Here is a 17,737-nt window from a genome sequence, read left to right as displayed (position 1 = left end):
CGCGTACGGGTTGCCGCAACCCGTTCGGCTACACTTTCCCACTTTCATTCAAGACGGTTTCCGATGAATCCGAATTACCTCGATTTCGAGCAGCCCATCGCCGATCTGGAAGCCAAGATCAAGGACCTGCGCAGCGCCAGCGCCGGCCCGGCGGTCAATGTCGAAACCGAAGTCAGGGCGCTGGAGGACAAGCTGCGCCTGCGCACCGCGCAGATCTTCCGCAACCTGTCCTCGTGGCAGGTGCTGCAGGTGGCGCGCCACCCGCAGCGTCCGTATCCGCTGGACTACATCGGCATCTTCTGCGACGAGTTCCAGGAACTGGCCGGCGACCGCGCCTTCGCCGACGACAAGGCCATTGTTGGTGGCCTGGCCCGCATCGGCGGCCGCCCGGTGATGCTGATCGGCCACCAGAAGGGCCGCGACACCAAGGAGAAGATCCGCCGCAACTTCGGCATGCCCAAGCCCGAGGGCTACCGCAAGGCGCTGCGGCTGATGAAGATGGCCGAGCGCTTCAAGCTGCCGGTGCTGACCCTGATCGACACCGCCGGCGCCTGGCCGGGCATCGATGCCGAGGAGCGCGGCCAGTCCGAGGCCATCGCCCGCAACCTGATGGAAATGGCCGAACTGAAGGTGCCGGTGATCTGCACCGTGATCGGCGAGGGCGGCTCCGGCGGCGCGCTGGCACTGGGCGTGGGCGACCGTACCCTGATGCTGGAATACAGCGTCTACTCGACCATCAGCCCGGAAGGCTGCGCCTCGATCCTGTGGAAGGACGCCGGCAAGAACAAGGAAGCGGCCGAGCAATTGGGCATGACCGCCGCGCGGCTGAAGGGCCTGGGCCTGATCGACAAGGTGATCCGCGAGCCGATCGGCGGCGCCCACCGCAACCCCACGCAGATGGGCAGGCGCCTGAAGGCGGTGCTGCTGGGCGAGCTGGACGCGCTGGAGAAGCTGAGCATCGACGAGCTGCTGGACAAGCGTTACAAGCGCCTGCGCGGCTACGGCACCTACGAAGCGGCCTGAAACCCGGCAAGCCCCATTGTAGGAGCGACGCAAGTCGCGATGGGGCCGTACCAGGAAAGCCTCTCGCGACTTGCGTCGCTCCTACGAAAAACAAAGACGCAAGGCCGGCATTGCCGGCCTTGTGCATGTTCAAGCCATCAGAACGGCTTGGCGATCACCAGCCATACCACCGCGATGAACAGCAGCAGCGGCAGCTCGTTGAACCAGCGCAGCGCGCGCGACGACGGCAGTGCGCGGCCCTTGGTCGTGCCCTTCAACCAGCGCCCGCTGACGATGTAATAGACGAACAGCAGCACCACCAGCGTCAGCTTGGCATGCAGCCAGCCGGAGCCCTGCGCCACCATCGTCGGAAAATCCGGCAACACCCGGTAGCCCAGCCACAGCACCAGCCCCAGCACGAAAGCGATGCCGAACATCACGTGGCCGAAGCGGTACAGCCGCCGCCCCATCAGTTGCAGCCGCTCGGCCACCTGCGCCTGCCCGGCGGCCTCGGCGATGTTGACCAGGATGCGCGGCAGGTAGAACACCGCCGCCATCCATGCCACCACGAACACGATGTGGAAGGTCTTGACCCAGAAATACGACTGCATGCGCTGGCTCCGGCGGCGGGCGTTAGGATGGTCGCCATTTTCGCCCATCCTTGATGCCCATGCAGGAAAAACACTACGACGCCGCCTACTTCCAGCGCTGGTACCGGCGCGGCGACATCGGCGGCGCGGCGCGGCTGGCGCGCAAGGTGCAGCTGGCCGTGGCGATGGCCGAGTACTACCTCGAACGCCCGGTCCGCAGCGTGCTGGACATCGGCTGCGGCGAAGGCGCATGGCGCGCGCCGCTGCTGAAACTGCGGCCGAAGCTGCGCTACATGGGCTTCGACGGCAGCGAATACGCGGTGCAGCGCTACGGCCGCACGCGCAACCTGCACCTGGCCCGTTTCGGCGATTTCCAGTGGCTGCGCCCCTGCGCGCCGGTGGACCTGCTGGTGTGCTCGGACGTGATGCACTACGTGCCCGACCGCGAGCTGCGGCGCGGGCTGGAAGGGCTGGCCGAGCTGTGCGGCGGCGTCGCCTTCCTGGAAACCTTCACTGCCGAGGACGACTTCCACGGCGACCACGAGGGCTTCCAGCCGCGTCCGGCGCGCTGGTACCGGCGCCAGTTCCAGGCCGCCGGCTTCCGCGCCACCGGCTCGCATTGCTGGCTGGGGCCGGCGTTCGACGACGATGTGGCCGCGCTGGAAGGCAACGGCTGAAACCTTGCGGGCGTGCTGCCGGGCAAGCCCGGCAGCTACGGATCAACCGTAGGTCGGGGCTACGCCCCCGACGCTCCAGGCATCAGGTGCAAAGCGTCGGGGCCGTAGCCCCGACCTACGGTTGCCCGTGGGCTTAACTCCCCGCCTGCCGGTTTGCGCTATGCTGCATAGCGTCATATGACCATACATATTGCCCGGCATGCTCTACCAACTGCATGAACTGACCCGCAACCTGATGGCGCCGTGGGTGCACCAGGCGCAAGCCAACGCGGCGTTCTTCAACAACCCCGGGCACTGGTGGTCGTCGATGCCGGGCGCGGACCGGCTGGCGGCGATGAACGAGTTGTTCCACCGCCTCGGCAAGGACTACGAAAAGCCGGAGTGGAACATCCACGAGCTGGAGCTGGACGGCGAGATCGTCCCCGTCGCCCAGCTCACCGAGCTGGAAAAGCCGTTCTGCAGGCTGCTGCGCTTCAAGCGCCACAGCAACGACGGCGCACGCGTGGAGGAACTGCTGGCGCAGCCGGCGGTGCTGGTGGTGGCGCCGCTGTCCGGGCACCACGCCACCCTGCTGCGCGACACCGTGCGTACCCTGCTGCAGGACCACCGCGTCTACGTCACCGACTGGATCGACGCGCGCATGGTGCCGGTGGCAGCCGGCGAGTTCGGCCTCGACGACTACGTCGAATACGTGCAGGAATTCATCCGCCACCTCGGCGCCGACAAGCTGCACGTGGTCAGTGTCTGCCAGCCCACCGTGCCGGTGCTGGGCGCGGTGTCGCTGATGGCCAGCCGCGGCGAGACCACGCCGCGCTCGCTGGTGATGATGGGCGGCCCGATCGACGCCCGCTGCAGCCCCACCGCGGTCAACAACCTGGCCACGCGCAACCCGCTGTCGTGGTTCGAGAACAACGTCATCCACAGCGTGCCCGCGCCCTACCCCGGCCAGGGCCGCCGCGTGTACCCCGGCTTCCTGCAGCACGCCGGCTTCGTGACCATGAACCCCAGCCGCCACCTGATGTCGCACTGGGACTTCTACACCGACCTGGTCAAGGGCGACCTCGACGACGCCAACGCCCACCGCCGCTTCTACGACGAGTACAACGCGGTGCTGGACATGCCGGCGAAGTTCTACCTGGACACCATCCGCGTGGTGTTCCAGGAATTCCTGCTACCGCGCGGGCAGTGGCACGTGCGCGGCGAGCGCGTGGACCCGTCGGCGATCCGCGACACCGCGCTGCTGAGCATCGAGGGCGAGCTGGACGACATCGCCGGCCTCGGCCAGACCGAGGCCGCGCAGGCGCTGTGCACCGGCATCCCGGCCGCGCGCCGCAGCCACTTCATCGTCGAGGGCGCCGGCCACTACGGCATCTTCAGCGGCCGCCGCTGGCGCGAGGTGGTGTACCCGAAGGTGCGCGACTTCTTCCATGCGCAGGCGCAGGTGGCGCCGGCGAAGAAGGGCCGCAAGGCCCCCGCCAGCAACGTCACCCCGCTGCGCCGCCGCGCCCAGCGCTGAGAGGTGCCGCGCTTGCCCGGCACGACGTCTTCCCGGTGAAGCCCATGCGGGGCAAGCCCCGCATCTACACGCATTCGTAGGTGCCGGGCTTGCCCGGCACGGGCCCTCCCGATTACAGCCGCACCAGCAGGTGCTTGGCCATCGCTCCGTGTACCTTGCCGATGCCGCGTGCCAGGTGCAGGGTGGCGAACAGCAGCAGCACACCCACCAGCACCGTCAGCGGCCACAGCCAGAGCGCGCCGGCCACGTTCACGCCGTCGATCCAGATGCCGACCGGCTGGTCGAACAGCAGTTCCGCCAGCGGCGCGAAGACCAACGCCAACGACAGCGACAACAGGGTGGTGGCGATGCTGAAGTAGGCCACGCCCAGCGGCAGCATCAGCAGGAAATACAGCATCGTCAGCCAGGTGCGGCCGTCGGTGAACATCGTGCCGATCCGCACCGTCCAGCCCTGGCTCCTGTCGGTATAGGCCGGCCGGCGCGGCATGCGCACGCCCAGCATGGTCTCGATGATGCGGCCCTCCACCAGCGACAGCACCCGCACCGAACCCAGGAACAGCAGCAGCACCGGGATGCCGATTATCAGGATCAGCAGCGACATCGACAGCGACAGCCCGGTCACCACCCAGCTGAAGAAGAAGATGCCGGTGGCCAGCGACAGCAGCATGTAGAACAGCGCGCCATAGGTATGCGGGTCCAGCACCACGCCGAAGAAGCGCGCCAGCCACGAGCACGGCCTGGCCGGCACCGCGGCGGCGGCCGCCGCCGTTGCCGCCAGCGCCGGGGCAACCGGGGCCGACCGCGCTGCCGGGCCGGGTGCGCGCAGTGCGCGGTTCACCGTCACCTCGGTCTCGCGGTAGATTTCGGCCACTTCCTCCGGTGCGCCGTAGCTGCCGGCCACGCCGGCGATCACCTCGGCCTCGCTCTTGCCGGCCTGCTCGGCCAGCTCCGAGCGCAGGTATTCCTCGGCGTCGTACAGCGCGTCCTGGATCATCGCCGGGTCGGCGCCGGCCAGCGCCGCGCGCAGCTGCTCCAGGTATTCGGGAATCGTGGTCGGCAGCGGCCGCGCATGGATGTCGTTGTTCATCAGTTGATTCCCTCCAGTACCGACTCGACCGAGTCACGGGTGGCAGTCCAGGCCGCGATCCACTGCCGCAGCGCGGCGCGGCCATCGTCGTTGATGCGGTAGTAGCGCCGCGGCGGCCCGGCTACCGACGGCTCCACGTGGCTTTCCAGCAGGCCGGCGCCTTCCAGATTGCGCAGCACCGGGTACAGCGCGCTCTGCTTGCCGCTGAGCACGCCGTCGCCGACGCGCTCCAGCTCCTTGGCGATCAGGTAGCCGTACATCGGCTCCGGCGCCCTGGCCAGCACCGCCAGCAGCGCCAGCGACACCGTGCCGGTGCTCAACTCCTTCTGGAACTTGCGCAGATGGACATCGGGATCGGACATGCCCTGTTCCTGCCAACTAGCCTGAAGCGAACACTATTGCGAAGTTCGCTATAGCGAATGTGCCGGTAGTCACCCCCGCCACGGTCATGTGCTGGCCGCCGGTACCCGCGTTCACGCAGAATCGGGATACCACCACCACCGCCAACGGACCCGCACCCATGACGTTCCGCCCACGCCTGCTCGCCCTTGCCCTGCTGCTGTCGCCGCTGCCGCTGCTGGCCGCCGACGCCCCCGCCAAGTACCGCAGCGCGCAGGAAATCATCGACGCCGCGCCGGACGGCGACTGGCACACCCCGGCCGCCGAGAACCTGCTGTACATGGAGCTGGACGGCGGCCGCGTCATCATCGAGCTGGCCCCGCAGTTCGCCCCCGAGCACGCCGGCAACATCCGCACGCTGGCGCGCGAGGGCTTCTGGGACGGCACCAGCGTCTACCGCTCGCAGGACAACTTCGTGGTCCAGTTCGGCGACGCCGATGCCGACGAGGCCGGCAAGGCCAAGCCGCTGGGCAGCGCGAAGACCCATCTGCCGGCCGAGTTCCAGCGCGCGGCCGCCGGGCTGGATTTCACCGCCCTGCCCGACCGCGACGGCTGGGCCGCGAAGACCGGCTTCGTCGGCGACTTCGCCGTGGCCGGCGACGGCGAGCATGCCTGGCTGGCGCACTGCTACGGCACCGTCGGCGCCGGCCGCAACAACGCCGACGACAGCAGCATCGGCGCCGAACTGTACGTCGTCACCGGGCAGTCGCCGCGCCAGCTCGACCGCAACATCACCGTGGTCGGGCGCGTGCTCGAGGGCATGGAACTGCTGAGCACGATCAAGCGCGGGCCGCCGCCGATGGGCTTCTACGACGACGCCGCGCAGCGCACGCCGATCCGCGCCATCCACCTGGCCAGCGAACTGCCGGCCGGCGAGCGCGTGCCGCTGCAGGTGCTGCGCACCGATTCGAAGAGCTTCGCCGATGCGGTGGAAGCACGCCGCAACCGCGTGGACGGCTTCTACAAGCGTGCGGCCGGGCACATCGACCTGTGCAACATCCCGCTGCCGGTGCGGGTGCTGCCCAACTGACACCACGCTCCCTGCCGTGGCCGGCCATGCGCCGGCCGCGGCAGGTGCGCCGCACCGCGGCGTTTCACGCTTCCTTGCCCGGCGGCTGCCCAAGCTGGACCTCCCCCATACGCGGAGACCGCCATGTCCCTGCTGCGCATCCGCATCACCGGCAGCGCCGACGATGCCCTCGCCGTGAGCGACCTGCTGCATGGCCTGGAAGGCATCGAGCACGTCGAGGAAACCGACGACCTGATGGCCCACATGGACGACGAGGATTCCAGCTCGGCGGGCCTGTCCGACGACATTGGCCCGGGCATCCACGAAGTGGAAGTCGAAGTCGGCAACGCCGCCACCGCGCAGAAGGCGCGGCAGGCCGTGGAACGGCTGGCGCAGGAGCGCGGGCTGGTCATCGAATACGAACACGACGAAGGCTGAGCCACCGCGGCACCGGGTACATGCAGTCGGGCGTGGCCCTGCCGGAAAAGCCGCGCCCGGAACATCCCAGCTCCGCCGAGGGCTTCACCACCGCTTCGCAAGTGGGCGCCAGCGACTACTGGCGTGGGTGGAAAACGCCGGGGCACGCCTTGACGTGCCCCACATGACGATCAACCCCGCTTCCGCCGCCCGCGCCGCCACAGTTTCAAACCACCCCACAGCACGCCTCCGCCGATCAGCGCCACCGGCAGCAAGCCCGCGAACAGGCGGATCAGCCACGCCAGGCTGGCGGTGAAAATACCGCCGAACTCGGCGAAGGCCCGGCCGATCTCGCTGCGGTTGCGCTGGCCATTGGTGGCTTCCATGTGGATCGCCAGCTTCTGCGTGTCGATGCGCCGGTGCTGCTGCGCCGCCTCGCGGTTGGCCTGCTCCAGCCCTGCCTCGATCTCGGACAGGCGCTGCGAAATGGTCAGCAGATCGGCCACCGCCAGATCCTTGCGCTGTTGGTAGTCGAGCAGGCGCGCGTGTTCGTTCTTCAAACGCGCCTGCGTCAACTGCGTATCGGCCACCTGCTGCGCCAGGTCCTCGGCATGCGTGCTGCGCGCGGTCACTTCGCCCTGCTCGCCGGCAAGCGCGACCAGCGGCTCCACGCCCTTCGGCGCAACGCGCACTTCGATGGAACCAGAGGCGCCATCGCCGCCAGCTTGCGACAACTGCAACACCGCGCAATCACCGAACCTGCCGCTCTGGCACGCCTCGGCCACCGCCTTCAGGCGCGGCGCGATCCGCTCACCCGGCAGCCGCAGCTGCACGGTGTGTTCGTAAGCGAGGAACGCCCCCTCCGGCGAAGCCAGCGCCATCGCGTCGGCCGCGCCCAGGCGCTCCTGCTTCGCGCAACCGGCAACGGCCAGCAGCACCAGCATCCCACCCACGATCCGGCGCGGGGGCATCAGCGGCCGGCGCCGTCGTAATGGGTCACCGCCAACGCATCCAGGTCCAGCGCCGGCACGCAGCGCAGGTTGACCGCCACCGTCGGCACGCCGGTGCGCGGGTCCTGCGCCTCGCTGAAGGGCGCCACGCCGCACACGCGGCAATGGTGGTGGTCGATATGGCCGGTGTTGAAACGGTAGCTTTCCAAGTCGGCCGGATCGCTCTTCAGCTCGAACGCATCGCGCGGCCCGAACCACAGCAGCGAACCGCGCCGCCGGCAGATCGAGCAATTGCAGGACAACGCGCCGCTGATCGGCTCGCCGGACTCGAACGCGAACGCAATGCGCCCGCAATGACAACTGCCTTCGTAATGCATCGCCATGCTCCGTGGATACCTGCGGCGATGGTAAGCCAATGGCAGGGGCACCGACGTGGCCGCCGGCCCATACTCGGGCTTTCCCCGCCACAACAGGATTCCCGATGCGCAAGCACCTGCTCGCCGCCGCCCTGCTCGCCAGCCTGGCCGGCTGCCAGAACAGCGACGCCCCGAATACCCCGCCAACCGCCACCGAGCAGGCCGGCGAGAGCCAGGCCGATGCGCAGTTCGCCGAACTGTCGAAGAAAGCGCTGGACACGTGGATGCAACTGTCCCCGGTCGGCGCCACCCAGATCGGCGATCACCGCTTCGACGCCGAGATCGACGACCTCAGCGCCGCCGGCCAGCAGAAGGGGCTGGATGCCAGCAAGGCACTGCTCGCCGAACTGGACAAGATCGACGTCGCCAAACTCAACCGCGAGAACCAGGTGGACGCGGCCATCCTGCGCAACCAGCTGCAGTCGGACATCTGGAACAGCGAAACCCTGCAGTCGTGGCAGTGGGACCCGCAGGTCTACAACGGGCTGGCCGGCAGCGCCATCTACGGGCTGATGGCGCGCGAGTTCGCACCGCTGCCCGAGCGCCTGAAATCGGCCACCGCACGCATCGAGAAACTGCCGCAGGTCTTCGCCGCCGCCCGCGCCAACCTCGACCCGACGCGTGTGCCGAAGATCCACGCCGAAACCGTGGCCAAGCAGAACAAGGGCATCCTCAGCCTCGTCGATGCCTTCATCACTCCCAACATCGGCCAGCTGGAAGCCGCCGACCAGGAGCGGTTGAAGGCCGCCATCGACACGCTCAAGACCGCCGTCGCCGAGCAGCAGGAATGGCTGGACAAGACGCTGGTTCCGAATGCCAAGGGCGACTTCCGCATCGGCGCGGACCTGTACGACCAGAAGCTGAAGTTCTCGCTCAACTCCTCGCTGTCGCGCGCAGAGATCGGCGAGCGCGCCCGCGCCGAACTGGCGCGCGTGCGCAAGGACATGTACGGCATCGCCCAGGTGGTGCTGAAGGACAAGCCGGGCGCCCCGGAAATGCCGGCCGAACCAAGCGACGAACAGCAGCAGAAGGCCATCGAGGCCGCGCTGGAACTGGCCTACGCCGACAAGCCCGCCCGCGACAAGGTGGTGGAAGACGCCAAGGCCTCGCTGGCGCAGTCCACCGAGTTCGTGCGCACGCACGACCTGATGACCCTGCCCGACGCGCCGGTGGACATCATCCTGATGCCAGAATTCCAGCGTGGCGTGGCCGTGGCCTATTGCGACTCGCCCGGCCCGCTGGACAAGAACCTGAAGACCTTCTACGCGGTATCGCCGATTCCCGACGACTGGAACGACCAGCAGGTCGATTCATTCCTGCGCGAATACAACAGCCGCATGATCCACCTGCTGTCCATCCATGAAGGCACCCCGGGCCATTACCTGGAAGGCTGGCACTCGGGGAAATTCCCCTCCACCCTGCGCGCCGTGCTGCGCTCGGGCCTGTTCGCCGAAGGCTGGGCGGTCTATACCGAGCGCATGATGCAGGAGCAGGGTTACCTCGATAACGACCCGCTGTTCCACCTCGTGCAATTGAAGTTCTACCTGCGCACGATTGCCAACGCCATCCTCGACCAGGGCGTGCACGTGGATAACTGGAGCCGCGAGCAGGCCATGCAGTTGATGACCCACGACGCCTTCCAGCAGGAAAGCGAAGCAGCCGGCAAATGGGTGCGCGCGCAGCTGACCTCGGCACAGCTGCCGACCTATTTCGTCGGCGCGCAGGAGCATTTCGACACCCGCAAGGCGGTGCAGGAGAAACTCGGCGACACGTTCGACCTGAAGGCCTACCACGACCAGATGCTGTCCTACGGCGCCCCGCCGGTACGGTTTGCGCGGCAGCTGATGCTGGAGCAGCCGATCGAGTAAGCCAGCTCATGGCCTCCCCTGCCATGTGGGGAGGATTGGCAGAAGGTTGATGCTGCCGCCAACACTTGACAATGCACACGACGAAGGCCCGGGGAAACCCGGGCCTTCGTCGTCAGGCACATGCAACACCGTCAACTTTTTATTGACAGAAGGAACCCGTCAACATACGATTGGCTTGTCAACTTCTTGTTGACGAAATGGAATACCCCGATGGATGACACCGACCTTTCCTCCCTCAAGGATTCCCTGGAAGCCGCCATCCTGGTGCATGCACACCTTGCCCGGGCCGAATCCGGCGACACGGAATCACTTCTTCAACTCGTGCGGGTCACGGGAAAGGCCACTCGTATCTGTTCCGATTTCCAGCGCTCGGCGGTTCAGCAAGCTCGCCGGTCGGAAGTCTCGTGGGTGGAAATCGGCGATGCATTGGGGGTATCGAAACAAGCGGCCCAGCAGCGTTTCGGCTTGTCGGATATCGAAACCTCAGGGGATATCCGCGTAATCAAGGACGTAACTGCCTTTGACGAAATGGCCGTCCTTGCGGAAGAAGGAAAGTCCGGATTCCATCTGGTCGGCTTCGGCGCTTTTACCCTCCTTCTCAAACCATCGGGGAAGACCTGGCTCCACAGCCGCGAGCTGGGGATCAATGTCAAGAGGATCCGCCGGCAGAAAGAAACGGCAGGTTGGGAATATGTAGGTTCGTGGTTCCCTTTCCACTACTTCAAGAAGCCGACGGCAGCCTGACCTTCCCCCCGACGATTCGGCTCAGACATCCGCTTGCGAAAACTCGATACAAGCAATCAAGGTCAATCTCATGCCATATCGGAAAACTCAAGCCCAACCACCCGATGGGCTGCCCATCTACCGCATCCTCACGGGCCCGGATGACGCCGGGTTCTGCCACAGAGTCAGTGAAGCATTGGCGTTGGGCTATCGCCTGCATGGTTCACCCGCCGCAACTTTCAATGGAGAGCGCGTTATCGTCGCACAGGCCATGATCTGGCCATCTGTGCTCACTCCGTTTGACGGCGGGAATAGTCGGCGGGCGAGCAATGGCAACCCGATCCAGTAAATACGCCGCAAGCACCCCTGATTTGAGGCCGCCGATTGTTCCACGACCCGAGCCTCGGATTCAAAGCCACAACCTTTGATACCAAATGCATGCCAGTTGGTGGCGCAGCCCTGATCTTTTCACCACCCGGCAACTCGTCCAGACCTGCGCCACTTCATGGCGCCAATCAATCCAGACATCAAAAACAAAGGAGCCATTGAGACATGAAAAACATTCAGAATCGAAAGCTCAGCGGCTACCTCTTCATGTTGGCCGGCAGCCTCTTTTTCGTCGCGGCCATCATCGGGGTTTTCATCGCCAGGAAACACGCTTTTTACGGTTCCTTTGGCCTTGGTGCCGCGAATATCGCCATCGGAGCCGCCATGTGGCATGGAGCCAAACGCACCTAGGCGCGGTACGTGGTGCCCCCCTTGTCCCGGCCGCCCCATGTCGTTGGAGCGTACGGCGCGGCAACCGTCCAGCAGTCCCCGCACAGGGCGGACAGCCTTGCCGTCGTTTGACTCCAGCATCCGACAACCGCGCCGGCAGCCTGCGGCCGCTCCGGGTCCACATCGTTTCGCCGCGCAGCTTGTCCATGCTCCAAACCAGCCAAAGACCACCTTCATGATCATTCACAGAGCCACCACTCAGAACGCGCGCCAGGTTGCCGAAATGGTGGGCGAACTGCTTGCAGAAATAATGGAAGCGATCGACATCCAGGCATTCAACTTCGATCTCTCCGCGACGGTCGATCGCCTTGCAGACCTCCTCGACAAGGAGAAATATTTTGTCTTCGCCGCCTGGGACGGGACCTCGCCCGTCGGGTTCATCGCCCTTTACGAAAGCCATGCGCTCTATGCCGAAGGAGCCTTTGGCACGATTCCCGAGTTGTATGTCCGCCCTTCGTATCGCTCGCACCAGGTGGGGCGCCAGCTCCTTTCCCAGGCAAAAATTTTCGGCCGTTCACGCAACTGGACACGTCTGGAAGTCACGACACCGCCCCTCCCCCAGTTCGACAGGACACTGGCCTTCTACGAGCGGGAGGAGTTCTCCATCAGCGGTGGCCGCAAGCTCAAGGTGTCGTTGTGAAGCACGCAAACCAAGACGGCGACTCACCCAGGGGAGACAGTGACATGCGCCTTGAATTTAGATGGAGCCGACTGGAGGCCTTCTCCGCGTTGGAGATACACAGAATCATCAAGGCTCGCGAGTCGGTTTTTGTCGTGGAGCAGCGTTGTCCCTATCAGGAAACCGACGACATGGATATTCACGCTTGGCACCTTTCCGTTTGCCTGAAAGGTGAGCTCGCGGCTTATGCAAGAGTTGTTGACCCTGGGATCAAATACCACCAACCTTCCATCGGCCGGGTCATGACGCTCAAGAACTTCCGCAAAATGCGGATAGGCCACCAGTTGATGGAAGAAGCCATAAGGTTCACCGAGCAGAAGTTCCCCAATCGCGGGATCAAAATAGGGGCGCAGGTCCATTTGCAGAAATTCTACGGATCATTCGGCTTCCAACCTGTCGGAGAACCATATGATGATGATGGAATACCTCATCTCGACATGGTCAGGGAATCCATCAGTGCAGCCTAACGATTCATCCCCTTCTGCTTCGCAACACGATTCAATTCAGGCACCCGCACTCGATCCCCGGTCAACCAAGGGGGTCTCTCAATGCACGCTTCCAAGGAGATCATGATGAACTTGAACAAATTCATTCGACAAAGCCATCGCTGGCTGTCCATCGTGTTCACGGCTACCGTCATTGCCAACTTCATTGCCCGTGCCAATGGCACGGAGCCCCCGCCCTGGATCACCTATGCGCCACTGCCACCGCTCGCACTCATGCTGCTGTCGGGACTGTACCTGTTCTTCCTGCCTTACGCCTCCAGGCGGCGCCCCCTTGGCCCCTGAAAATCCATTCAGGCCGGCGCCACTTGGCGGCATGGCCTGACTCGGACGTTGCACAAACAGGAGACTCCATGACTATCCACAGTGCAAAGATCCACTGGCAGCTCAAAGACGGAGAGAGCTTCGCGGACAATCGATACAGTCGAGCACATATATGGAGCTTTGACGGCGGCACGGTCGTACCAGCGTCCTCTTCGCCGGCCGTCGTCCCCATCCCCATGTCATCCGCAGATGCCATTGATCCAGAGGAAGCCCTCGTAGCTAGCCTGTCGAGTTGCCATATGCTCTGGTTCCTGTCGGTGGCGGCAAAGCGCGGTTTCACTGTTATCAACTATATGGACAAGCCACGAGGCACGATGGGAAGGAATGCCGTCGGGAAGTTGGCGATGATCCGCGTGGACCTTGCACCTGCGGCCGAATTCAGCGGTGAAAAATACCCAACAGCTGAAGAAATAGAAGCGATGCATCATATCGCTCACGAAAGCTGCTTCATTGCGAACAGCGTCACCGCCGATGTTGCATGCCGGCCTATCCATGAATCCAACTAAGGCGCAGCCCATGCAGGACGTTTCCATCCGATTGGAAAACAAACCAGGCACATTGGCAAAAATGGGGGAATGCCTCGGCCGGGCCGGAGTCAGCGTCGAAGGTGGAGGCGCCTGGGTAGTTGGCGAAGATGGAGCCGCACACTTCCTGTTTCAAGACGGCAAAGCAGCGCGTGCGGCACTTGAGGCTGCCGGATTCGAGGTACTTGAAGTCCGGGATGTCGTAGTCCAGCGCCTCAAGCAAGAGGTACCGGGACAGTTGGGCCAGTTGACACGTCGAATGGCCGATGCAGGAATCAACATCGAAGCGCTCTACAGTGACCATGACCACCAACTCGTCCTTGTCGTGGACAAGCTTGAAGAAGCACGTGCTGTTTCTGCCATCTGGGCAAACGAGATTTGAGTTTTCCCGGCATTCCGCTGCAGCCGGCGGCCAATCCACCACAACGCTTGCCACGGACCGCGCACGGATGCCAGGCAGCACTGGAGAATTAATGCACATTCGCTCGAAAGTCTTGCTGCACTCCATTTGCACCATGTTTCTTGTTTCATGTTCGTCCAAGACGGAATTTGAAATTCCCGCACCTCTGCTGGCAACGCCAAAGCTGTGCTCCATTTCCACGACCCTTCTTGTTTCATGTTCCTCCAGAATGGAATTTGAAGTTTCCGCACCTCTGCCGCCGGCATCAAGACAGCCAAGCATTGAACAGGCCCATCAGGCATTGGCCATGGCCGCAAAGGATATCTGCCCGGCTGGCCATGTTTTCGATGATTCCAGGGTCACCTATGGGGCCGTCCAGGATGACAAGCCGCATACTGTCACCATGAAGATTCGATGCAAGTGATTACCGTCCAATCACCATTCGGCCGGCACCATTGCGCGGCACGGCCCTGGCTCGACACTGCCCCCGGGTCAACGGTGAACAAGTCAATCAGTCTACGACCAACAGCATGAGACAGGCTCTGCGGCCCGACCAGTCAAGCACCCGCATGCATGCCAATCGGATCAACCCTCACGAAAATGGAGACAGCAATGCGCTGGTGGACACTACTTCTCGTCGCGGCAGGGCTGGCGGGCGCCTGCAACTGGTGGAGCAAGCGCGCCCCGGCCGCTGACATTGCGGTGGCGGCCGAGGCCGATGGATTCATCCCGGTGGAAATGCCGAGTGGCATACCGCGCAACATGGTGCTGGTGCTGGCGCCGCCCAACTGCCCTTCCGAGCAGGCGCAGCGGGCCGAGGCCCTCATCCGGGAGCTGACCGACATCGGCATCCCGGTGAAGCGAGGCAGTTCCTTCTCCTTCGATCTCGAAAATCCCTCACGGGAGCAGCGCGCTGCGGTGGACCGCACCGTCGCGGTGTTCAAGCAGGGCGCACCGGCGGTCTTCATCAACGGCATGGGCATGTCCAACCCCAGCACGTCGCAGGTCGTGGCGGTCTATCGCAGCACGCGCCGCGGCTAGGGACCCACGGGGCAGATGCCGCGTTGTCGAAGCCAGCCAATCCAACGATCGGTTCCGCCGACCTCGACGGGGGACGATTTCCCAAGCCGTGCATAACGGCGGGAGCCCGCAATCCGGCATCATGTCCGGACCGGTCGGGCCAGCTCCGGCCCCGACGAGGAGCGCTCCGGATGAATGCAGGCATGTTCCGGCTGGCCGCCGTCGCCGTCATCCCGCTGTTCGCCGCATCCGCTGCGACGGCAACGGCACTGGCGGATGGGGAAACACCGAATGCCGGGCTGGTGGTGTCGTTGCCGCCGGGCGGCTGCACGTTGCTGGTGCACCCGGACGGCTCCGGGAGCATCCATTACGGCGCGGCTCCGCGAACCGTGCAGGTAGCCGCGCAGGCTTTCGACTTCGATCGGGTACTGCAGTCGCTGCGCGAGAGCGTGCAGGGCGAGGATGCGGAAGCACCTGCCGGCACCCAGCCTGGCGCCGGCGTCGTTTTCCCCGGGACCAACGTGGTCAGGCGCTTCGACGACATAGCCCTGGCCCGCAGCCTGCTTGAAACCGGCTGGAAGTCGCGGCTGCCACCAACGGATCTGTGGCATGGCAACGACGAGGCCCATGCCGTGATCCAGAGAACCTGCGGGTTCGATTGAGGGGCTTGGCCGGCCTTCTCCGCCAGCCCGGCCCCGACTCCCTCCCCCAACCGGCCGCCATCGTCATCCCCGCGCAGACGGAAGTGCTTTTCAGCAGCCCGAAGAGCAGGTCAATCGCTCATGGGCTTTATTCGCAGGGCATCAGCAAGAGCGATCCCCGCCTGCGCGGGGATGACGGTTTGACGGGTACACCCCAGCCTGCTCACCCGAAGGCGGCGCCTGCGTCAGGGCACTACCGGCTCGTCATGCGCATCGGCGGCGACGAAGCCGCCGGTCTGGCGTGCCCACAGCCGCGCATACAGGCCATTGGCGGCGATCAGCTCGGCATGGGTGCCGCTCTCGACGATGTGCCCCTGGTCCATCACCAGCAGCCGGTCCATGCGCGCGATGGTGGACAGGCGGTGGGCGATGGCGATCACCGTCTTGCCGGCCATCAGCCCGTCCAGGCTTTCCTGGATGGCGGCTTCCACTTCCGAATCCAGCGCCGAGGTGGCCTCGTCCAGCACCAGGATCGGCGCGTCCTTGAGCAGCACCCGGGCAATGGCGATGCGCTGGCGCTGGCCACCGGACAGCTTCACCCCGCGCTCGCCGACGTGGGCGTCGTAACCGCTGCGGCCCGCGCTGTCGCGCAGTTCGGCGATGAAGCCGTCGGCGCGCGCCTTGGCGACCGCCGCGCGCAACTGTTCCTCGCTGGCATCGGGGCGGCCGTAGAGCAGGTTGTCGCGGATCGAGCGATGCAGCAGCGAGGTGTCCTGGGTGACCACGCCCACCTGCGCGCGCAACGAATCCTGCTGCACGCCGGCAATGTCGATGCCATCGACGAGGATGCGGCCACGCTCCACGTCATGAAAGCGCAGCAGCAGGTTGACCAGGGTGGATTTGCCGGCACCGGAGCGCCCGACCACGCCGATTTTCTCGCCGGGGCGCACGTGCAGGTCCAGCCCTTCGATCACGCCGCCGGCCTTGCCGTAGTGGAACGACACGCCCTCGAAGCGAATGTCGCCGGCCTGCACCGCCAATGCCGGGGCGCCGGGGGCGTCGTCCACGGTGGGCGGCAGCGAGATCGAGTTGATGCCGTCATGCACGGTGCCGATGTTCTCGAACAGCGCCGACAGTTCCCACATGATCCACTGCGACATGCCCAGCATGCGCAGCACCAGCGCCACGGCCACCGCCACCGCGCCGGCACTCACCGAGCCGCCGTGCCACAGCCACAGGCCCAGCGCCACCGCCGAAAACAGCAGCAGCATGTTCAGCGCATACAGCAGCGAGTAGATGCGCGTGGCCAGCCGCATCTGCGGGTGCACCTTGTCGAGGAAGCCGGCCATCGCCTCGCGCGCATAGGCCTGCTCGCGCCGCGAGTGCGAGAACAGCTTGACCGTGGCGATGTTGGTGTAGCTGTCCACGATGCGCCCGGTCATCTCCGAACGTGCATCGGCCTGCTCGCGCGAGATGCGTTCCATGCGCGGCACGAAATGCCACATCAACAGGGCATAGCCGAGCAGCCACCCCACGAACGGCAGCATCATCCGCCAGTCGGCGGAACCGGCCACCGCCAGCGTGCCGATGAAGAACACCAGCACGTAGTTGCCGATGTCGAACAGCTTGACCACCGTCTCGCGCACCGCCAGCGAGGTCTGCATCAGCTTGGTGGCGATGCGCCCGGCGAACTCGTCCTGGAAATAGCCCATCGACTGCCGCAGCAGGTAGCGGTGCACGCTCCAGCGGATGCGCATCGGGAAATTGCCGAGCAGGGTCTGGTGCTGCACCAGCGCGTTGACCAGCACAAGCAGCGGCAGCGCGACCAGCACCAGCGTACCCATCCACAGCAGGCGCGGGCCCTCGGCGGCGATGAAGGTGGCCGGCGTGGTGGTGCCGAGCCGGTCCACCAGCGAGCCGACGTAGGCATAGAGCGCCAACTCGGCCACCGCGATGCCGGCGGTGGTCAGCGCCATCAACAGCAGCCACTTCTCCGCGCCGCGCGTGTAATGGCGGCAGAACGCATACAGGCCGCGCGGCGGCTGCGCGGGCGGATCGCAGGGAAACGGATCGAGGCGGGATTCAAACCAGCGGAACATGGAGGCGGCCAACAAGCGAAACCGGCGGCGATTGTCCCATCGCCGCCGGTTGCGTGCATGTTCCCGTGCGGGGCGAGCCTCGCATCCATGTTCACAATGCGCGACAACCCACAAGC

The 17,737-nt window shown here is 65.1% G+C and carries 23 protein-coding genes; 17 read left to right on the top strand and 6 right to left on the bottom strand.

The features are described 5' to 3' along the window. The first annotated feature begins 63 nt into the window (after positions 1 to 63). The gene (locus MIC98_RS06475; protein WP_239736547.1) at positions 64 to 1,023 is read left to right on the top strand and encodes an acetyl-CoA carboxylase carboxyltransferase subunit alpha; all 960 of its coding nucleotides are present in this window, start codon (positions 64 to 66) and stop codon (positions 1,021 to 1,023) included. Positions 1,024 to 1,160: 137 nt separating this feature from the next. Here MIC98_RS06475 and MIC98_RS06470 read toward each other — a convergent pair whose 3' ends face one another. Beyond that, complete coding sequence (locus tag MIC98_RS06470) at positions 1,161 to 1,613, bottom strand: CopD family protein (protein WP_239736546.1); 453 nt, start codon at positions 1,611 to 1,613, stop codon at positions 1,161 to 1,163. Between the two features lie 59 nt (positions 1,614 to 1,672). Between MIC98_RS06470 and MIC98_RS06465 the strand changes: the two genes are divergently transcribed. Both MIC98_RS06465 and phaZ read left to right on the top strand, forming a co-directional pair. Then, the gene (locus MIC98_RS06465; protein ID WP_239736545.1) at positions 1,673 to 2,269 is read left to right on the top strand and encodes a class I SAM-dependent methyltransferase; all 597 of its coding nucleotides are present in this window, start codon (positions 1,673 to 1,675) and stop codon (positions 2,267 to 2,269) included. Between the two features lie 199 nt (positions 2,270 to 2,468). Then, the gene (phaZ, locus tag MIC98_RS06460; RefSeq protein ID WP_239736544.1) at positions 2,469 to 3,785 is read left to right on the top strand and encodes a polyhydroxyalkanoate depolymerase; all 1,317 of its coding nucleotides are present in this window, start codon (positions 2,469 to 2,471) and stop codon (positions 3,783 to 3,785) included. 112 nt (positions 3,786 to 3,897) lie between these two features. Here the strand turns inward: phaZ and MIC98_RS06455 are convergent, their stop codons facing one another. Both MIC98_RS06455 and MIC98_RS06450 read right to left on the bottom strand, forming a co-directional pair. Further along, a complete protein-coding gene (locus MIC98_RS06455) occupies positions 3,898 to 4,872 on the bottom strand; it encodes a sensor domain-containing protein (protein WP_239736543.1) in 975 nt (324 codons plus the stop codon). Further along, positions 4,872 to 5,234, bottom strand: a complete 363-nt coding sequence (locus tag MIC98_RS06450) for a PadR family transcriptional regulator (RefSeq protein ID WP_057641695.1) — start codon at positions 5,232 to 5,234, stop codon at positions 4,872 to 4,874. Before MIC98_RS06450 ends, MIC98_RS06455 begins: the two co-directional genes overlap by 1 nt. Positions 5,235 to 5,392: 158 nt before the next feature. Here MIC98_RS06450 and MIC98_RS06445 point away from each other — a divergent pair, with 158 nt between their 5' ends. Both MIC98_RS06445 and MIC98_RS06440 read left to right on the top strand, forming a co-directional pair. Beyond that, positions 5,393 to 6,301 (top strand): peptidylprolyl isomerase, encoded by a 909-nt coding sequence (locus tag MIC98_RS06445; protein WP_057641694.1) that lies wholly within the window; start codon positions 5,393 to 5,395, stop codon positions 6,299 to 6,301. Between the two features lie 123 nt (positions 6,302 to 6,424). Beyond that, positions 6,425 to 6,718, top strand: coding sequence for a hypothetical protein (locus MIC98_RS06440; protein WP_239736542.1), 294 nt, complete (start codon positions 6,425 to 6,427; stop codon positions 6,716 to 6,718). Between the two features lie 170 nt (positions 6,719 to 6,888). On the opposite strand, the gene MIC98_RS06435 is transcribed toward MIC98_RS06440, so the two are convergent. Both MIC98_RS06435 and MIC98_RS06430 read right to left on the bottom strand, forming a co-directional pair. Then, the gene (locus MIC98_RS06435; RefSeq protein WP_239736541.1) at positions 6,889 to 7,668 is read right to left on the bottom strand and encodes a DUF4349 domain-containing protein; all 780 of its coding nucleotides are present in this window, start codon (positions 7,666 to 7,668) and stop codon (positions 6,889 to 6,891) included. After that, a complete protein-coding gene (locus MIC98_RS06430) occupies positions 7,668 to 8,024 on the bottom strand; it encodes a GFA family protein (RefSeq protein ID WP_239738065.1) in 357 nt (118 codons plus the stop codon). The genes MIC98_RS06435 and MIC98_RS06430 overlap by 1 nt, the downstream gene beginning before the upstream one ends. A 104-nt stretch (positions 8,025 to 8,128) precedes the next feature. Here MIC98_RS06430 and MIC98_RS06425 point away from each other — a divergent pair, with 104 nt between their 5' ends. From MIC98_RS06425 to MIC98_RS06370, 12 genes are all read left to right on the top strand, one after another. After that, positions 8,129 to 9,931, top strand: coding sequence for a DUF885 domain-containing protein (locus MIC98_RS06425; protein WP_239736540.1), 1,803 nt, complete (start codon positions 8,129 to 8,131; stop codon positions 9,929 to 9,931). 210 nt (positions 9,932 to 10,141) lie between these two features. Further along, complete coding sequence (locus MIC98_RS06420) at positions 10,142 to 10,675, top strand: DUF2812 domain-containing protein (RefSeq protein WP_239736539.1); 534 nt, start codon at positions 10,142 to 10,144, stop codon at positions 10,673 to 10,675. A gap of 70 nt (positions 10,676 to 10,745) precedes the next feature. Further along, on the top strand, positions 10,746 to 11,003 hold the full coding sequence (locus tag MIC98_RS06415) for a DUF1737 domain-containing protein (protein WP_239736538.1): 258 nt from the start codon (positions 10,746 to 10,748) through the stop codon (positions 11,001 to 11,003). Between the two features lie 203 nt (positions 11,004 to 11,206). Next, positions 11,207 to 11,392: a hypothetical protein gene (locus MIC98_RS06410; protein WP_239736537.1), complete on the top strand. Its 186-nt coding sequence runs from the start codon at positions 11,207 to 11,209 to the stop codon at positions 11,390 to 11,392. Between the two features lie 214 nt (positions 11,393 to 11,606). Continuing rightward, positions 11,607 to 12,071: a GNAT family N-acetyltransferase gene (locus tag MIC98_RS06405; protein WP_239736536.1), complete on the top strand. Its 465-nt coding sequence runs from the start codon at positions 11,607 to 11,609 to the stop codon at positions 12,069 to 12,071. Between the two features lie 44 nt (positions 12,072 to 12,115). Beyond that, on the top strand, positions 12,116 to 12,577 hold the full coding sequence (locus MIC98_RS06400; protein WP_239736535.1) for a GNAT family N-acetyltransferase: 462 nt from the start codon (positions 12,116 to 12,118) through the stop codon (positions 12,575 to 12,577). A 105-nt stretch (positions 12,578 to 12,682) separates the two neighbouring features. After that, complete coding sequence (locus MIC98_RS06395; protein WP_239736534.1) at positions 12,683 to 12,898, top strand: hypothetical protein; 216 nt, start codon at positions 12,683 to 12,685, stop codon at positions 12,896 to 12,898. A 68-nt stretch (positions 12,899 to 12,966) separates the two neighbouring features. Then, positions 12,967 to 13,443: an OsmC family protein gene (locus MIC98_RS06390; RefSeq protein ID WP_239736533.1), complete on the top strand. Its 477-nt coding sequence runs from the start codon at positions 12,967 to 12,969 to the stop codon at positions 13,441 to 13,443. Positions 13,444 to 13,453: 10 nt separating this feature from the next. Next, positions 13,454 to 13,843 carry a hypothetical protein gene (locus tag MIC98_RS06385; protein WP_239736532.1) on the top strand — a complete coding sequence of 130 codons (390 nt, stop codon included), beginning with the start codon at positions 13,454 to 13,456 and terminating at the stop codon, positions 13,841 to 13,843. Next, on the top strand, positions 13,797 to 14,285 hold the full coding sequence (locus MIC98_RS06380) for a hypothetical protein (RefSeq protein WP_239736531.1): 489 nt from the start codon (positions 13,797 to 13,799) through the stop codon (positions 14,283 to 14,285). Before MIC98_RS06385 ends, MIC98_RS06380 begins: the two co-directional genes overlap by 47 nt. 188 nt (positions 14,286 to 14,473) lie before the next feature. Next, positions 14,474 to 14,902 carry a hypothetical protein gene (locus MIC98_RS06375; protein ID WP_239736530.1) on the top strand — a complete coding sequence of 143 codons (429 nt, stop codon included), beginning with the start codon at positions 14,474 to 14,476 and terminating at the stop codon, positions 14,900 to 14,902. A gap of 170 nt (positions 14,903 to 15,072) precedes the next feature. Then, the gene (locus MIC98_RS06370; protein ID WP_239736529.1) at positions 15,073 to 15,543 is read left to right on the top strand and encodes a hypothetical protein; all 471 of its coding nucleotides are present in this window, start codon (positions 15,073 to 15,075) and stop codon (positions 15,541 to 15,543) included. A gap of 224 nt (positions 15,544 to 15,767) precedes the next feature. Here the strand turns inward: MIC98_RS06370 and MIC98_RS06365 are convergent, their stop codons facing one another. Next, positions 15,768 to 17,621, bottom strand: a complete 1,854-nt coding sequence (locus tag MIC98_RS06365; RefSeq protein WP_239736528.1) for an ABC transporter ATP-binding protein — start codon at positions 17,619 to 17,621, stop codon at positions 15,768 to 15,770. Positions 17,622 to 17,737: the final 116 nt, after the last annotated feature.

Origin of the sequence: Stenotrophomonas sp. NLF4-10, assembly GCF_022359915.1 — a bacterium.
Lineage (GTDB): Bacteria > Pseudomonadota > Gammaproteobacteria > Xanthomonadales > Xanthomonadaceae > Stenotrophomonas > Stenotrophomonas daejeonensis.
Note: the sequence above shows the minus strand (reverse complement) of the source record. Positions and strands in the feature narration are given on the sequence as shown.

Coding starts and splice junctions, on each gene's coding strand:
- MIC98_RS06475 (WP_239736547.1), top strand. CDS start 64: ATGAATCCGAATTACCTCGATTTCGAGCAGCCCATCGCCGATCTGGAA.
- MIC98_RS06470 (WP_239736546.1), bottom strand. CDS start 1,613: ATGCAGTCGTATTTCTGGGTCAAGACCTTCCACATCGTGTTCGTGGTG.
- MIC98_RS06465 (WP_239736545.1), top strand. CDS start 1,673: ATGCAGGAAAAACACTACGACGCCGCCTACTTCCAGCGCTGGTACCGG.
- phaZ (WP_239736544.1), top strand. CDS start 2,469: ATGCTCTACCAACTGCATGAACTGACCCGCAACCTGATGGCGCCGTGG.
- MIC98_RS06455 (WP_239736543.1), bottom strand. CDS start 4,872: ATGAACAACGACATCCATGCGCGGCCGCTGCCGACCACGATTCCCGAA.
- MIC98_RS06450 (WP_057641695.1), bottom strand. CDS start 5,234: ATGTCCGATCCCGATGTCCATCTGCGCAAGTTCCAGAAGGAGTTGAGC.
- MIC98_RS06445 (WP_057641694.1), top strand. CDS start 5,393: ATGACGTTCCGCCCACGCCTGCTCGCCCTTGCCCTGCTGCTGTCGCCG.
- MIC98_RS06440 (WP_239736542.1), top strand. CDS start 6,425: ATGTCCCTGCTGCGCATCCGCATCACCGGCAGCGCCGACGATGCCCTC.
- MIC98_RS06435 (WP_239736541.1), bottom strand. CDS start 7,668: ATGCCCCCGCGCCGGATCGTGGGTGGGATGCTGGTGCTGCTGGCCGTT.
- MIC98_RS06430 (WP_239738065.1), bottom strand. CDS start 8,024: ATGCATTACGAAGGCAGTTGTCATTGCGGGCGCATTGCGTTCGCGTTC.
- MIC98_RS06425 (WP_239736540.1), top strand. CDS start 8,129: ATGCGCAAGCACCTGCTCGCCGCCGCCCTGCTCGCCAGCCTGGCCGGC.
- MIC98_RS06420 (WP_239736539.1), top strand. CDS start 10,142: ATGGATGACACCGACCTTTCCTCCCTCAAGGATTCCCTGGAAGCCGCC.
- MIC98_RS06415 (WP_239736538.1), top strand. CDS start 10,746: ATGCCATATCGGAAAACTCAAGCCCAACCACCCGATGGGCTGCCCATC.
- MIC98_RS06410 (WP_239736537.1), top strand. CDS start 11,207: ATGAAAAACATTCAGAATCGAAAGCTCAGCGGCTACCTCTTCATGTTG.
- MIC98_RS06405 (WP_239736536.1), top strand. CDS start 11,607: ATGATCATTCACAGAGCCACCACTCAGAACGCGCGCCAGGTTGCCGAA.
- MIC98_RS06400 (WP_239736535.1), top strand. CDS start 12,116: ATGCGCCTTGAATTTAGATGGAGCCGACTGGAGGCCTTCTCCGCGTTG.
- MIC98_RS06395 (WP_239736534.1), top strand. CDS start 12,683: ATGAACTTGAACAAATTCATTCGACAAAGCCATCGCTGGCTGTCCATC.
- MIC98_RS06390 (WP_239736533.1), top strand. CDS start 12,967: ATGACTATCCACAGTGCAAAGATCCACTGGCAGCTCAAAGACGGAGAG.
- MIC98_RS06385 (WP_239736532.1), top strand. CDS start 13,454: ATGCAGGACGTTTCCATCCGATTGGAAAACAAACCAGGCACATTGGCA.
- MIC98_RS06375 (WP_239736530.1), top strand. CDS start 14,474: ATGCGCTGGTGGACACTACTTCTCGTCGCGGCAGGGCTGGCGGGCGCC.
- MIC98_RS06370 (WP_239736529.1), top strand. CDS start 15,073: ATGAATGCAGGCATGTTCCGGCTGGCCGCCGTCGCCGTCATCCCGCTG.
- MIC98_RS06365 (WP_239736528.1), bottom strand. CDS start 17,621: ATGTTCCGCTGGTTTGAATCCCGCCTCGATCCGTTTCCCTGCGATCCG.